This is a genomic window from Lentzea sp. DG1S-22, assembly GCF_036321065.1.
Taxonomy (GTDB): domain Bacteria; phylum Actinomycetota; class Actinomycetes; order Mycobacteriales; family Pseudonocardiaceae; genus Lentzea; species Lentzea jiangxiensis.
Genome location: NZ_CP143276.1, coordinates 2,745,400 through 2,760,184, shown reverse-complemented (window position 1 = coordinate 2,760,184; position 14,785 = coordinate 2,745,400). Strand labels below are relative to the sequence as shown.

Here is a 14,785-nt window from a genome sequence, read left to right as displayed (position 1 = left end):
TCTCACAGATCGCACGGTGCGCCATTTCCCGGAAGTCCGCTCAGCCACGCCGCCACCACGTGTCCGGCCGCGGGCAGCATGGTCAGGTGGTCGCCGGACGCGGTGGCCGCCTCGTGGGGAAGCTCCCAGCTCGCGCCTGCGATCTCGGCTCCGACGTGCAGCACCGGAACGTCGGGCGGGGAGGGCGTCCAGTCGTCGAGCAGGCGCAGGTACGCGCCGGTGGCGGTGAGCCGGGTCAGGCCGACCTCGTCGATGCCGAGCGCCTCCTCCCGTTGCACCGAGCCGGCGAGGGCGGTGGAGGCCTTGTCGCGGATGAAGTCCGGTGACGGCCACGAGGAGTCGAGGAGCACCACACCGCGCAGACCGGCCGAGGGGTCGTTCGCGAGCCGCTCGGCGAGCAGGTGCGCGATCCAGCCGCCGGACGAGTAGCCGCACAGCACGTAGGGCTTCTCTCCCACGATCGAGGCGAGTACGGCGATGTGCGCGGCTGCCAGGGCGTCCGCGTCCGCGGGGAGTGGCTGCCCCTCCGCGAAACCGGGGTGGGCGACGCCGTGCACGTCCGCGACGCCGGCGAAGGCCCGGGCGAACTCGGTGAACTTCGTCGGGGTGGTCATGGGCAGCACCGACGAGAAGCACACGACCGCAACCCGGCCGGGCCCGCTCGCGAGCGGAACCACTTCTCCCACGACCGGATCGCTCGCCGTGAACACCGGACGCGCGAGCGACGCGGCACGGATCATGTCCGCGGCGGCACGCGGTTCCTCCCTGCAGACCAGGCGGTAGAGCTGTTCGAAGCCGGTGGGCAGGGTGTTCGCCGCCGCTGCCCCGAGGTGCCGCGCCAACGCCGCCGGGGTGGGGTGGTCGAACACGACGCCGCCGGGCAGGGACAGGCCGGTCTCGGAGGCGAGTTCGTTGCGGAACCGGACGGACAACGCGGAGTCGAAACCGTAGTCGCGAAATGTCCTGTGCGGGTCGATGAGTTCCGCGCCGCCGAGAAGGCGTGACGCGCACTCGCGCACGACCCGGAGGAGATCCTCCGCGGCCGCGCCCTGCCGGGGGGCCGCGGTGCGCGAGGCGACCAGCTCCGCGAGCTTGCCGCGGCGGATCTTGCCGGACGGCGTCAACGGGATCGCGTCGACGGTGACCAGTTCCAGCGGCAGCTTGTAGTCCGCCACACCGGCTTCCCCCAGGGCCGCCACGGCGTCGTCGAGGGTGAGGTGGGGGTCGTCCGTGATCAGGCACGGGTACTCGCCGAGCCGCTCGTCGGGCACGCCCACGACCGCGACGCGGGCGCGGTGCGCCAGGAGGTCCTCGATCTCGCGGGCGACGACCTTGCGGCCGCCGACGTTGATCAGGTCGCCCGTCCTGCCCAGGTGCACCACCCGTCCGTCGTCGTCGAGCCGGGCGAGGTCGCCGGTGCGCAGCCAGCCGTCGCCGGTGAAGGACGCGCGGGTCAGCTCCGGGTCGGCCAGGTAGCCGAGGAACGTCGTCGCGCTGCGGAACTGCAGCTCACCGTTCCGCACGCGGACCTCGGCACCGGGAAGGGGGTGGCCCACGGTGGACGACGCCGCCTCGTCGGGGTCGTCCGGCCGGGTGGACGTGCCGGCGCCGATCTCCGACATGCCCCACGTCACGAGCACGGGAGCGTTCACCGCCGCACGGAGATCCCTGACCAGCCGGGCCGGCACGGGTGCGCCGGAGGTCCGGACGGTGCGCAGCGCGGGCAGCGTCCGCCGGCCGAGCCGGGAGAGCACGTCGTGCAGCTGCGCCGGCACAGCGCAGAGAGCCGTGACCGCTGCTTTGTCCGCCAGTGCGAGGAAGTCGTCGGCGTCCCAGCCGGGCAGCAGGGCGACCACCGCACCGCCGAACAGACCTTGGTGAACCGAGTGCAGGCCGAACAGGTGGGAGAACGGGCTCGCGCTGACCACGACGTCGTCGCGGGTCAGGGGACTGGTCGAGGCCAGCGCGGCGGCGTTGGAGAGCAGCCCGTCGTGGCTGTGCAGGCAGATCTTCGGCCGGGTCGAGGTGGTGCCCGACGACGGCAGCGCCACGAACGGCATGGACGGTTCGACCGCGACGGGGCGCGGCACACCGCCCGCTCCCTCGGCACGGATCCGCGTCCACTCGTCCCGGTCGACGACCGCCACGGGCCGGGCGAGACCGAGCAGCGCGTCGACGTCGGCCGGGCCGTGAGCGAGGTGCAGGGGCAGCAGGACGGCCCCCAGCCGGGCGAGAGCGACGTGGAGGGTGAGGAACTCCCAGCTGTTGGGCAGCCTTGCCGCGACCACGTCGCCGGGCTCCACACCGCGGTCCTGGAGCCCTTTCGCGACGGCGTCCGCGTCGGACCGCCACCGCGCCCAGGTCCACGAGCGGTCGCCGTCGGTCACGGCGACCGAAGAGGGGCTTGCGGCGGCCGCCGCGGCGAACAAGGCGGGGAAGGTGAGCCCCTGCCTTTCTCCTGCGGACGGTATCGGTGCCCGGGCGACCGCGGTGGTGTTCATCGTCCACTCCGTTCGAGTCGTGTGCTCGCGAGCGTCACGTGCTGGTCTACATTGGACACTGCGGTCGGTTCGTCGATCCGCGCGACCGGACCGGACGCCGCCACCGGAGTACGGCGAGTTCCGTGAGGGCTGCCGCCGCGGCAGCCTCAGACCCGGCCGGTGACGAACCGGTCGGGCACGTCCGCGGCGGTGCGGACGTCCACGTCCAGCCCGCGGTCCTCGTCGATCGGCGGGATCTCCCGCGCCAGCGCGTCGACGAGTTCCGCGCACTGGTGTGCACGAGCGCCGTGGGGACGCAGGTGTGCGGCTTGGCGCAGGCCCACCGCCAGGCTGCCGTGCAGGATCCTCAGGTTGTGCGCCTGCTCCAGAGCGGTGAGAGCAGCCTGAGTGCCGAACGGCACGATGTCCTGGTTGTGCAGGTTCGTCGGAAGGCTCTGGACACTGGCGGGCACGCACGCCCGGCGCATGGCCGCGACGATCGCCGTGGTGGCGATCTGCACGCCCTGGACGCCGTGCTGCCGGCCCGGCCGGGTCGTGAGCATCGGCGGGAGCCCGCTGCTGCGCACGGGATCGACCAGCAGGTCGAGCTGCCGTTCGGCGAGGTTGCCCATCTGGGTGGCGGTCATCGCGAGCACGTCTCCCGCGAACGCGACCGGCTGCCCGAAGAAGTTTTCGAGCATGTCGGTCGTGAGCACCTCGCCGGTGTCCAGGACCGTCTTCTCCGCTGCCTGAGTCAAGACGCCTCCGCTGTGCCGGGTGGCGTGGATCGGCACCCATCGCCTTGTGTACCAGGGACTTCAGGAAGCGGAAGGGCGTGTTCCCGCGCCGTTCCGCTCACCGGAACGACCGCCCTCGGGGACGTTCCGGCACATGGAACGCCTCTGGTGGCGGAGTTTCCACCCGCCGCACGTTCCGGCGGGCAGCGACAAGGCCGCGAGCGGCAAGGGGCACGGGTGTTCCGGAGCAACAGCCGCGGCAGTCGGCAGGGCAGGAGGACGTCCCTGCCGGCTGGGTCGTCACGTGCTGCGACCGCGGACCCTCGAAGGCGGCGGCGAACCGGTCGTCACCGTCCTCGGCCACCGCGGAGGCCTGCCCTGCGGCGTGGCGTCCGGCGTCGCGGTGATCATGAGCGCCCCTCGATTCCGGAGGCGACCGATCAGTCCATTCGGGTCGTCGATATATGGCGATCGCATGTTGATCCAAGTGGAATACGCCGGTTAGGGTCGCCGCGTTCATGGATTTCTCGAAATCCCGGTCATCGGAGGTTCGGATGACGTCTGCGCGCGTTTCCACGGTGAGCACGACGTTGGTGGACGGGACGTGCTCCTCGGAAAAGACCCAGGGCGCGGTCGAGAAGGCGGTGCTGATCATCCGCTATCTGGGGGCAAAGGGCGGGGTCTGCGCACTCGCCGACATCGCGCGGGACCTGCAGCTCGCCAAGACGACCGCGCACCGGCTGTTGCGCACCCTGGAGGCGGAGCAGGCCGTCCGGCGGACCGCCAACGGGTACGAACTGGGCGACCTGCGACTCACGGCCGGGCTGACCAGCGATGACCACGCCCTGCTGCGGCGGCACGCGCTGAAGGGCATGCTGCGCCTGTACGAGCTGACGCACCTGCTCGTGCAGCTGATGGTCGTCGAGGACAACGAGGTCCGCTGCGTGGAGCAGTTCGAGCCTCCTGGTGCCGGCCTGCTGTCCCGACCGGTCGACTTCGACCGGTCGTGGTCCGCGCTGGAGACCGCCGCCGGTAAGGCGGTGCTGACGCTGAAGGCGCATCGAGCCTCCACCGGCCGGCCCGCCTCCCGGGTCGCGCACGACGACGGAGTCACCCACCGGGGGCTGCGCACCTCCGCCGTGCCGGTCGTCGCGGACGGTCCCCTCTTCGCCGCGGTGTCGGTGAGCGGGCCGCAGGCGTTCGTCGCGCGGGGGGAAGTCCAGACCGCGTTGGCGCACGTGGGGCGCTTGTACGAACCGTTGTGCGCCGGTCTGGCGAGCTGAGCCGGTCGGTGTTCAGCCGAGGTCGTGCAGCACGGCGCAGACGATCCTGGTGAGGTGCTCGACCAGGGGGTCGACGGGATCGGTCATCCCCCTGGTCACCCATTCGGTCACCACCTGGGAGATCCCGGCGACGAGCGCCAGCGACACCCGTTGGAACAGCACCCGGTCGTGCTGAGGACCGACGACCTCGCGGATCAGGCGGCCGAGGAACTCCGCCTGCCTGCGCAGGGACTCCCGGCGCAGTGACTCGAGGCGCGGCGCGTCGATGTAGATGATCCGCGCCCGCTGCGGGTGTTCCGACAGCATGGTGGCCAGCGCCTTCATCATCGGGAAGACGAGTTCGCGCGGACCGGACGGGTTTCGCGGCGAGGCCGCGACCATGCCGTCGAGCAGCCATCTGTTCTGTTCGGTGTGCACCTGGAAGACCAGGTCGCCGCGATCGGTGAAGTGCTCGTAGAAGTAGCGCTTCGACACCTGCGCCCGAATGCACACGTCCGCGACCGTGACATCGTCGTACGCACGCGCCGAGAACAGTTCCACCGCGGCCTCGACCAGCCGTTCCCGTCGCTGAGCGGACCGTTCGAGGCGGGACAGGCCGCCGTAGGAGTCTCCTCGTGGCTTCATCGGCGGGGTGCCCGGTGTCCTTCCGGCTCGAAGTGGTCCTCGTGTCCAGTTGCCTATCACCGGCAGCGGATCTGCGCCACCGGCGTTCCGGACAGCGGAGCTGTGCGCTCGTTGTCGTCGTACCGCGTCGCCGATCGGGAACGACAGCGTTCTGGTTTGCCGCTGCGATGTCACTTCTGGACCACCCAAACGGGTGAATCTTCTAGTCGATTGGAACGGCCATAATGCCTGGAACAGGCAATTCAATCAAGAACGTTCACGTTCCGGACTATTGCGGACCCCCTGCGCCCCGGACATACTGCGGGGAACTGACAACTGAACGTGACGTCAGCAGTGGCGTTCCCCGCTCTGTGGTGGTTCGGGTGGGACGGGAGGTGACAGCGGGCAAGGGCAGGTGAAGCCGGCGGTCCCGTTCTTCCGACGACCGGTCCGGTGGCCGTCGACTGCGAGGGGTCGAATTCGGTGGTCCGGCGTCGCGACATGAACGGGTGGTTTCGTGGGCAACGGGGTGGAACTCCGGCATCTGCGCTATTTCGCCGCGGTGGCCGAAACGTGCCACTTCGGTCAGGCCGCGAAACGGCTCAACATGGCCCAGCCCGCGCTGTCGAACGCCATCCGGCAGTTGGAGGACGAGCTCGGCGTCTGCCTCCTGGTCCGCACCACGCGGCGGGTGGTGCTCACCGAGGCCGGCAAGTTCTTCCTCGACGAGGCACTGCACACGCTGGACCGCGTCGACGCGGGGATCCACGGTGCCAGGCTGCTGAACGAGGGGCAGTCGGGGCTCGTGCGCATCGGGCTCACCTGCTCGGTCACCTTCGCGCACATGCCGTTCCTGATCCAGTCGATCCGCAGGGAGCTGCCCGGCCTCGAGTTCGAGGTGCACTCGGACCTCTCGACCGAGGAGCAGTGCGTCAGGCTCCGGGAGGAGACGCTCGACCTCGGGGTCGTGCACCCGCCGGTTCCCGACGGCGTGGAACTGATCCCGATCTGCGAGGAGCCCCTGATCGTCGTTCTCCCGCTCGACCACCCGCTCGCGGAGAAGGAGTCGCTCGGCATCGCGGACCTGCGGGACGAGTCCTTCATCACCGGGGTGAAGCCGGAGTCGGGCATCGCCAACGCGGTGATGAAGATGTGCCTGAACGCCGATTTCAGCCTGAAGAAGAAGCACGTGGTCTCGAACATGCCGACTCTTCTCGCGCTGGTCGCCTCCGGCCTCGGGATCGGCGTGGTGCCGGACGGCGCCCGCTCGGTTCCCGTTCCGGGCGTCACGTTCCGCCCGCTCAGCAACGCGCCGATGGTTCCGGTGGCGCTCGCGTGGCTCAGCTCGAAGCAGTCCCCGGTGCTCGCCGGCGTGGTGAAGACGTTCGAGAGCCTCCTGTCGAAGGCGTAGCCGCGGACGCGAGCCACGCCGTCCCGAGCGCGACCAGGCGCACGTCGCATCAGTGAGAAGAATCCGTTTCGATTCGAAAGATGTTTTCAGGAGGCATGCGCACTTGAATGAGAGCGCTAACATTTCCCCTGCTTGCGCCGTGGGCCCGGAGATGTACATACTGTCATCGGATGGAAACTGAACGTGACGATGAAGTGGTGCGCAACACGGTGGTGGCGGTTCGCCGCTTCGAATGCGCTCTTCGATTCCGGTCATGAGGAACGGCAATCGAAGAGCCTGGATGTCGTGGCCGGATGATTGAGGTGCTTCATGGCGAACAGGGTGGAACTCCGGCACCTCAGGTACTTCGCCGCAGTTGCCGAAACCTGTCATTTCGGTCAGGCCGCCGAAAAGCTGAACATGGCCCAGCCGGCCCTGTCGCACGCCATTCGGCAGTTGGAGGACGAGCTCGGTGTGTGCCTTTTGGCGCGGACGACGCGAAGGGTGGAGCTCACCGAGGCGGGCAGGTTCTTCCTCGACGAGGCTTTGAACACGCTGAGCCGGATCGATGCCGGGGTCAGCAGCGTTCGGCTTCTGGGAGAAGGCCAGTCGGGGCTCCTGCGGATCGCTCTCACGGGATCGGTCGCCTTGACGCACATGCCGTGCATCGTCCAGGCGCTCCGCAAGCAGCTGCCCGGCCTCGAGTTCGAGGTGCACTCGGACCTCTCGACCGAGGAGCAGTGCGTCAGGCTCCGGGAGGAGACGCTCGACCTCGGGGTCGTGCACCCGCCGGTGCACTGCGACGACGTGGAGCTGCTCCCCCTCCGCGACGAGCGGTTGGTCGTCGTCCTCCCCGTCGACCACCCGCTCGCGGGGAGAAGGTCGCTGCGCGTGGTGGACCTCCGCGACGAAGCCTTCATCACCGAGGTGAAATCGGAGGCGGGCATCGCCAAGGCGGTGCTGCAGATGTGCCTCAAGGCCGGCTTCAACCCGAAGCGCAAGCACGTGGTGTCGAACATGCCGACGCTCCTCGCGCTGGTCGCGGCCGGTCTCGGGATCGGTGTCGTACCGGAGTCCGCCCGTTCCATCCCCTTGCCGGGCATCACGGTCCGGTCCCTCGAGGACGCGTCGACCGTGGGGATCGCCCTGGCGTGGCTCAAGTCGCAGCGCTCGCCCCTGATGACCAACGTGCTGAAGGTGTTTGGCGCGAGCATTGCCCAGCGCGAGCAAACTGATGATGACACGCGGGCGGTCGGCTAGCAGAGGTGTCGCCCTCGGCTGTTCGTCGTGAGGTGTCCTCGATGACCTGTGCTGCGGACAACCGCGGAGCCCATGCGAACCGCGGGAGTTCCAGCGGTTCTGCCGCCGGGAGGACATAGCCGCTCACCACCGGTGACAGCGATGTCCCGGCATCCTCACCGCAAGGCGATCACTCGGATGAACGAGTCTCGCCCGCGGCCACCGCGCCCAGGGCTCGCGGGTGGGTCGACCTGTGGACACGCGGCAGCGCTGCGGACATCCGCAGGCGCACTGCTGACCAACTCGCGAGTCCGCGCCACGTGGAGCGCCGGCGGTTCGGCTCACCATTCACCGGCGACTGGCCGTGACTGTCTCTTGTGGACATTGCTGCCTCGTCGGCGGCATCGTTCCGACAGTTGGAATGCTCGTTTGTACGGCGGCTCCACCGCTACATACTTGCGGCGCAAATCGTTGCGAGGACAGGTCGAGGTTGCCTCCCCAGGCGGGAAAGCAGGCCGGCGAACGGTGGCGGATTCCGCTGGTGCGCTCACAGAGCAGGTCGGCGCGCCGGTCTCACCGCCGACAGGTCGACTTCTTCCGGTGACCGGCGCGACCACTTCGGATGGGCCGCTGACCTGCCCGACGCGGCTGATGACGAGCTCCACACCCACTTCGGCTGAACTAGGGGCGATGACACGATGAGCCCGATCGATTCCGCGACCACCACCCTCGATCTCTCGGCCCCCGTGGAGTTGACCCACCTGGAGGCCGCGGCCCGGCCGATGCGAATCGCGTTGTCCGCACAGGTCGTGGCGGACGTCGAGCGCGGGAGGCGCTTCGTCGAGGCGACGCTGGAACAGTGCGAACGCCCGGTCTACGGCGCCACCACGGGATTCGGCCCCCTGGTCGTCTTCGACGGCCGGGAAAGCAGCACCGCGCAGTGCGAGAACGTGCTGCAGCACCTCACCGTCGGACAGGGGCCTGACCTGCCGGTCCCCGTCGCCCGCGCGGCGGTGCTCGTGCGCGCCCGGTCCCTGGCCCGCGGCCTGTCCGGCGCGTCCCTGTCCACAGTGGACGCATTGGTCCGGATGCTCGACACCGGCTTCGCCCCCGCCATACCGACCTGGGGCTCGGTCGGAGCCAGCGGAGACCTCGTCCCCCTGGCGCACGCCGTCCAGAGCCTGCGCGGACACGGGTACGCCTACTTCGACGGCGATCGGATGCCCGCCGGCGACGCCCTGCGCGCGGCGGGCCTGGCCCCGCTCGAGCTGGACGGCCGGGACGCGTTGGCACTGGTCAACGGGACGTCGGTGACGACAGCGGCCGCCGGTCTCGCCGTGCTGTCGGCGCAACGTTCCCTCAAGGTCGCTGCCGCGCTGACGGCGGCACTGGCCGACCTGCTCGGTGCGACGCCCGCGTTCCTGGCGCCGTCCCTGCTCGAGGCGTTCGGTCATCCCGAGGCCGCGGCGGTCGGCCGTGAGCTGTCGTGGTGGCTCGGGGGAACGACGCCGGTGACGGGGAGGCCGCTGCAGGAGCCCTACAGCATCCGGTGCGTGCCGCAGCTGCTCGGCGCCGCCCGGTCGGCGGCCGGGTGGTCGGCCCGGACCGTCGCCGACGACCTCCGCGGGGTCAGCGACAACCCGCTGTTCTTCCCGGACGAAGACCTCGTCGCGCACGGGGAACTTCTTCGGCCAGCCCGCCGCCTTCGCCGCCGACCTGCTGTCCTCGGCGGTGACCCAGGTCGGCAACCTCGCCGAGCGGCAGGTCGACCTGCTGGTGGACCCCGGCCGCAACGGCGGGCGGCCCCCGATGCTCGCGGCCGAGCCGGGCAAGCAGCACGCCATCCAGGGCTTGCAGGTGCTGGCGACGTCGGTCGTCGTGGCGATGCGCCGGGCGTGCACGCCCGCGGCGATGCAGAGCATTCCCACCAACCTGCACAACCAGGACGTCGTCCCCTTCGGCACCCAAGCCGCGCTGACCGCCTACGAGCAGGCTCGTCTCCTGCGGCTGCTGCACGGCTGCCTCGGCGTCGCGGTGCGCCAAGCCGCCCACATCGGCGACCGCGAACCGACCGCGCCGCACTGTGCCGACCTCATCGCGGCGCTGGCCGAGCGGGTGGCGCCGATCACCCACGACCGTCCGCTCGACGAGGACATCCGCGCGGCCGCCGATGTGCTGGACGAGCACGTCGCGGAGGTGCTGTCGTGATCGCTCCGCCGCTGCCCAGGCTCACCGTCCCGTTACCGCAGGACCCGCTCGCCCCGTGTGGCTGGCACCCCGGTGAACCCGACGGGGCCGTCGGCCCGCCGTTCGACAGCGAGGCGGAGATCGCCTGGTACCGCTGGTTGCTGGGCCACCACGGCGCCTTCTGCGTGTGGCGGCTGCTCTCGGCCGCTCTCGGCCGCGGTGACCTAGACGAGGCCGCCGTCCTGCACGACACCTACTCGGCACTGCTGCTCTACTCGGGCAGCTGCCGCCCCGAGGTCTACCACTCGGTCATCCGGCCCCGGATGGCGGCGCGGCACCCGGCGATGAGCGGGACGTGGGCGCGCGACCACCGCCACGCCGCCGCGCTGCTCGCCGGAGCGCGACCCGCCCCCGGTTCGGCGCTGAAGGAGGCGGTGAAGTTCAACCGCCTCGTGCACATGACGGTCGCCGCCCGGCTCGTGCCGGTCGGCGGGTCGCTGCTGCGCGATGCCGGGCGGGACGCCCACCAGGCGCCCACCGAGGACGAGCAGGCGCTGCTCGACGACTTCTTCCTCGTCGACCGGGCCCCGGTCTGCGCGCACGTCTTCACCGCGGCGCTGCGGGCGCGGGTGGCGGCGCTGCTGGCGGACCTGGCGGAGCGGCCGGTGCACGCGATCTACGACCGCGACGCGGTGAACCACTTCCAGACCGACCTGCCGGTGTACATCGGCCGCCTCGTCCCGATCGCCGAGGCGGCTCTCGCGGATGGAGCCAACGCATGACGACAACAGCGGAACAGCCCGACAAGGCGGTGCTGCTCACCCCGCAGGTGCTCGAGTACGTCCGGGGTCAGCTCCCGCCGTTCACCGACGTCCAGCGCGAACTGATCGACGCCACGCTCGCCCTCGGCCAGGTGGCCGAGATGCAGGTACCTCCGGAACAGGGGGCGCTGCTCACGCTGCTGGCCCGGCTGACCGGCGCCCGCGTGGCCGTCGAGGTGGGCACGTTCACCGGGTACTCGACGCTCGCGCTGGCCGAGGGTGTGGGTCCGGCCGGCCGGGTGATCACCTGTGACGTGACCGACCGCTGGGCCGGGATCGCCACCGCCGCCTGGAACCGGGCCGGTGTCGCCGAGCGGGTGGAGCAGCGGTTCGGGCCCGCCGCCGACACCCTGCGGGGCCTTCCGGAAGAGCCGTTCGTCGACCTGGCCTTCCTCGACGCCGACAAGGTCGGCTACCGCACCTACTGGGAAGAGCTCGTGCCCCGGCTGCGCCCCAACGGCCTGATCGTGGCCGACAACGTGCTCTACGCCGGCGAGGCCGCTTCACCCGACGCCGAGGGCAACGCCCGCGCCATCCGCGAGTTCAACGAACACGTCCGCAACGACGACCGCGTCGAGTCGGTCCTGCTGACCGTCGCGGACGGGCTCACCCTGGCCCGCAAGAAGGGCCCGGGGGAGCGGTGAGGGCCGGACGGGAAGCCGCTGAAGTGCCGGTGCGGCCGTGACGGCGGCCTGGGAGGTGCCCGCCGACGCGCACCTCGGCGACTACGTCCTGCGGCCGGGCGCCCCGGACGACGACCGGGTCGCGGTGGTGGACCGCTCCCGGGGTGGGCGTGTCGAATGGACGTACGGGCGGCTGCGCGCGGCCGTCGCCGGGCTCGCGGCCTGGTTGCGCGGGTCGGGGGTCGGCGACGACGACACCGTGCTGGTGCTGACCGAGAACAGCGCCGAGTTCGTGGTCGCCTACCACGGGATCCTCGCGGCCGGCGCGGTGGTGCTCGCGCTCGACCCGCGGGACACCGCCGAGCGGTGGCGCGCCGCGATCGACGGCACCGGGGCGAAGGCACTGATCGCGGAGACGGCCCTCGGACCGCCGGAGGTGTCGCTGCCGACCGTCTGCGTCGGCGCTCTCACGTCGAACGGCACTCCGTGGGACGAGGCGGTGGCCACGCCACCGTTGCCGCTGTCTCCGCGCGGGGGTGACCGGACGGCGGTGCTGATGAGCTCCAGCGGCACGCTGGGCACACCGCAGCTCGTGGCGGTGTCGCACCGCAACCTGACCGCCAACCTCGGGCAGATCGCCCACCTGCACCGGGTGCGCGGCGACGACGTCGTCCTGTCGGTGCCGCCGCTGCGGCACGTCTACGGGATGCAGATGGCGATGAACCCGGCGCTGCGGGCGGGCGCCACCCTGGTCATCGGCGCGACCCCGTTCTCGGCCGCCGACTTCACCCGCGACGTCACCGAGGACGGCGTGTCGCTGGCGTACCTGGTGCCCAGCGTGGTGACCGAGCTCGGCGCGGCCGGGGAGCCGCTGCCGTCGCTGCGACTGGTCGTCTCGGGTGGCGCGCCGCTGCCCTCGGTGGACGCCGACCGCTGCGCCGCGGTCCTGGGCGTCCCGGTGGTGCAGGGGTTCGGGATGACCGAGGCGGGGTGCGTGAGCTTCAGCCCGGACGGAGTCCGGGTTCCGCCCGGCTCCACCGGCGTGCTCGTCCCGGGCACCGAGGTGCGGTTCACCGGCGGCGCGGACGCGGAGTCGGGCGAGTTGTGGCTGCGCGGACCGCAGATCGCCCGCGGGGCGGCGGACGCGGACGGCTGGCTGCGCACCGGCGACCTGGTGAGCCGCGACGCGCACGGCTTCCTGCGGATCACCGGCCGGGCGAAGGCGCTGATCAAGTACAAGGGGCACCAGGTGTCCCCGGTCGAGCTGGAGGAAGTGGTCACGAGCCACCCCGCGGTGGCCGAGGCCTGCGTCGCGGGCGTGCCCGACCTGGTCGCGGGGGAGATCCCGAAGGCCTACGTCGTGCTGGACGAGCCGGTGCCCCTCGCGGAGATCACGGCCTACGTCGCGGACCGCGTCTCTCCGCACAAACGGGTGCGGGCCATCGAGCGGGTGCGGGAGATCCCGCGCTCCTCGACCGGCAAGCGGATGCGGCCCCCGGCGCTGCGGGTGCTGGTCACCGGCGGCGGACGTGGGCTGGGACGGACGTTCGCGGAGGCGCTGGCCGCCGCCGGGCTGTCCGTCGCCGTCGCCGGCCGCCACCGGGACGCCCTGGCGGAGACCGTCGACGGAATCCGGCGAGCCGGTGGAACCGCGACCTGGGTGCGCCTCGACGTGACGGACGAGGATTCGGTGACCCGCGGGGTCGAGCAGGTCGTGGCCGAGCTGGGTGGCGTCGACGTGCTGGTGAACAACGCGGGTGTCGGTGGCCCGATCGGTCCCTTGTGGACCGTGGACGAGGCGGAATGGCTGCGGGCCTTCGAGGTCGGGCTCTTCGGAGCGGTGCGGGTGACGCGGGCGGTGCTGCCCTCGCTCACCGGACGCGTGGTGAACGTGGTGAGCCGGGCGGGTGTGGTCGGCTGGCCGCACGCCAGCGCCTATGCCGCCACCAAAGCGGGGTTGATCTCGGTGACCGCGAGCCTGGCCGGCGAGCTGGCCGACTCCGCGCGGGTGGCGGTGGCGTTCGACCCGGGCCTGGTCGACGCCGGGATGACCCGGTCCCACCTGGACCGCGGCCGGACGGGGAACCGCTGGGAGGACGACATCCTGGCGTGGACGGTGAAGGCCCGGCTGTCCGGGCGTTTCACCGCCGCCGAGGACTCGGCGGCCGCGCTGGTCTCCGTCGTCACGGGCGCGGCGGACCACGCGGCGGGCGGGTGCGTCCGGACGGAGGACGTGCTGCCACGACTGCGGCTGCTGCCGTCCGTCGAACCGGGGGAGCCGGAATCGATCAGATCGGGCCGACGAGAGGTGTCCTCATGAAGGCTGCAATCCTGCACGGAAAGCACGAGTTGACCGTGGAAGCAGTCCCGGACGCGGTGCTCCAGGCACCCGGCGACGCGGTCGTCCGCGTTGTCGTCGCCGGGATCTGCGGCACGGATCTGCACGGCTACAACGGGCTTCCCGGTCCGGTCACCGGGCCTCGCTGCGGGCACGAGTTCGTCGGCGTGGTCGAGGACGTAGGCACCGAGGTCTCCACGCTCCGCCCCGGGATGATGGTCGTCGCGCCGTTCAACTTCGCCGACGGGACCTGCGCCGCATGTCAGGCCGGTCTGCCCAGCGCCTGCGCCGCGGGCGGCATGTTCGGTGTGGACGGTGACGGCGCACAGGCCGAAGCGGTCCGCGTCCCCTTCGCCGACGCCAACCTCGTGGCGGTGCCGGTGGACGAGAACGACGAACGGCTGTCCTCGCTCCTCGCCCTCACCGACACGATGGCGACCGGCTTGCACGCCGTCCGGACGGGCCGGGTCGCGCCGGGCTCGTCGGTCGCCGTCCTCGGTGACGGTCCGGTCGGGATGTGCGCCGCGCTCGCGGCCCGGGAGGCGGGCGCCGACAGGATCATCCTCGTGGGCAGGCACGAGGCGCGGTTGGGCAAGGGCCGAGAGTTCGGCGCGACCGACACCTTCCTGGCCCGAGGACCCGAAAGCGCTGCCGAGTCCATCGATTTCGTCCGCGCAGCCACACAAGGGCGTGGCGCCGATGTGGTGGTGGAGTGCGGTGGCGGTCCCCAGACCCAGAACACGGCTTTCGCTGTGTGCCGGACCGGCGGCACCGTCTGCGTGATGGGCAGCCCGCCGATCGGCGACGTGACGCCGGTGTTCTTCCGCGGCATCACCCTCGCCGGCGGGCTCACACCGGCCCGCGCCTACCTCCCCGATCTCGTCGAACGGGTACTGGCCGGCACGCTCGCCCCCGGTTCCATCTTCGAGAAGGAGGTGGCACTGGACGACATCGTGTCCGGCTACGAGGTGATGGCCGCGCGCACGGCCACCAAGGTGCTCGTGCGGCCCTAACGCGCCGAAAGCTGCCTTTGCCAAGCGCAGTCAGGTTTTCGACAATCGCAGGAAGCGAGAAGCCAGATGCC

The 14,785-nt window shown here is 71.2% G+C and carries 10 protein-coding genes and 1 pseudogene; 8 read left to right on the top strand and 3 right to left on the bottom strand.

Features of this window, described 5'->3' with window-relative positions; genetic code table 11:
• Nucleotides 1-2: 2 nt before the first annotated feature.
• A complete protein-coding gene (locus tag V1227_RS11880; protein WP_329792566.1) occupies nt 3-2,501 on the bottom strand; it encodes an AMP-binding protein in 2,499 nt (832 codons plus the stop codon).
• A 146-nt stretch (nt 2,502-2,647) separates the two neighbouring features.
• Nucleotides 2,648-3,238, bottom strand: coding sequence for an aromatic amino acid lyase (locus tag V1227_RS11875; RefSeq protein WP_329792565.1), 591 nt, complete (start codon nt 3,236-3,238; stop codon nt 2,648-2,650).
• 557 nt (nt 3,239-3,795) lie between these two features.
• On the opposite strand from V1227_RS11875, the gene V1227_RS11870 reads away from it, so the two are divergent.
• Nucleotides 3,796-4,500: a helix-turn-helix domain-containing protein gene (locus V1227_RS11870; RefSeq protein ID WP_329792564.1), complete on the top strand. Its 705-nt coding sequence runs from the start codon at nt 3,796-3,798 to the stop codon at nt 4,498-4,500.
• A 12-nt stretch (nt 4,501-4,512) separates the two neighbouring features.
• Here V1227_RS11870 and V1227_RS11865 read toward each other — a convergent pair whose 3' ends face one another.
• On the bottom strand, nt 4,513-5,124 hold the full coding sequence (locus tag V1227_RS11865; RefSeq protein ID WP_329792563.1) for a TetR/AcrR family transcriptional regulator: 612 nt from the start codon (nt 5,122-5,124) through the stop codon (nt 4,513-4,515).
• A gap of 496 nt (nt 5,125-5,620) precedes the next feature.
• On the opposite strand from V1227_RS11865, the gene V1227_RS11860 reads away from it, so the two are divergent.
• The 7 genes and pseudogenes from V1227_RS11860 (at nt 5,621) to V1227_RS11825 (ending at nt 14,714) form a co-directional block, all read left to right on the top strand.
• Nucleotides 5,621-6,514: a LysR family transcriptional regulator gene (locus V1227_RS11860; protein ID WP_329792562.1), complete on the top strand. Its 894-nt coding sequence runs from the start codon at nt 5,621-5,623 to the stop codon at nt 6,512-6,514.
• 309 nt (nt 6,515-6,823) lie between these two features.
• Nucleotides 6,824-7,753, top strand: coding sequence for a LysR family transcriptional regulator (locus V1227_RS11855; RefSeq protein WP_329792561.1), 930 nt, complete (start codon nt 6,824-6,826; stop codon nt 7,751-7,753).
• 677 nt (nt 7,754-8,430) lie between these two features.
• A pseudogene (locus V1227_RS40635) lies at nt 8,431-9,940 on the top strand (HAL/PAL/TAL family ammonia-lyase).
• Entirely contained in the window at nt 9,937-10,701 is a 765-nt protein-coding gene (locus V1227_RS11840) for an L-tyrosine 3-hydroxylase (protein ID WP_329794006.1), read from the top strand. The pseudogene V1227_RS40635 and the gene V1227_RS11840 overlap by 4 nt, the downstream one beginning before the upstream one ends.
• The gene (locus tag V1227_RS11835; RefSeq protein ID WP_236225011.1) at nt 10,698-11,384 is read left to right on the top strand and encodes an O-methyltransferase; all 687 of its coding nucleotides are present in this window, start codon (nt 10,698-10,700) and stop codon (nt 11,382-11,384) included. Before V1227_RS11840 ends, V1227_RS11835 begins: the two co-directional genes overlap by 4 nt.
• Nucleotides 11,385-11,421: 37 nt before the next feature.
• Nucleotides 11,422-13,683: an SDR family NAD(P)-dependent oxidoreductase gene (locus V1227_RS11830; RefSeq protein ID WP_329792560.1), complete on the top strand. Its 2,262-nt coding sequence runs from the start codon at nt 11,422-11,424 to the stop codon at nt 13,681-13,683.
• Entirely contained in the window at nt 13,680-14,714 is a 1,035-nt protein-coding gene (locus V1227_RS11825) for a zinc-binding dehydrogenase (protein ID WP_329792559.1), read from the top strand. The genes V1227_RS11830 and V1227_RS11825 overlap by 4 nt, the downstream gene beginning before the upstream one ends.
• Nucleotides 14,715-14,785: the final 71 nt, after the last annotated feature.

Coding starts and splice junctions, on each gene's coding strand:
- V1227_RS11825 (WP_329792559.1), top strand. CDS start 13,680: ATGAAGGCTGCAATCCTGCACGGAAAGCACGAGTTGACCGTGGAAGCA.
- V1227_RS11880 (WP_329792566.1), bottom strand. CDS start 2,501: ATGAACACCACCGCGGTCGCCCGGGCACCGATACCGTCCGCAGGAGAA.
- V1227_RS11865 (WP_329792563.1), bottom strand. CDS start 5,124: ATGAAGCCACGAGGAGACTCCTACGGCGGCCTGTCCCGCCTCGAACGG.
- V1227_RS11835 (WP_236225011.1), top strand. CDS start 10,698: ATGACGACAACAGCGGAACAGCCCGACAAGGCGGTGCTGCTCACCCCG.
- V1227_RS11855 (WP_329792561.1), top strand. CDS start 6,824: ATGGCGAACAGGGTGGAACTCCGGCACCTCAGGTACTTCGCCGCAGTT.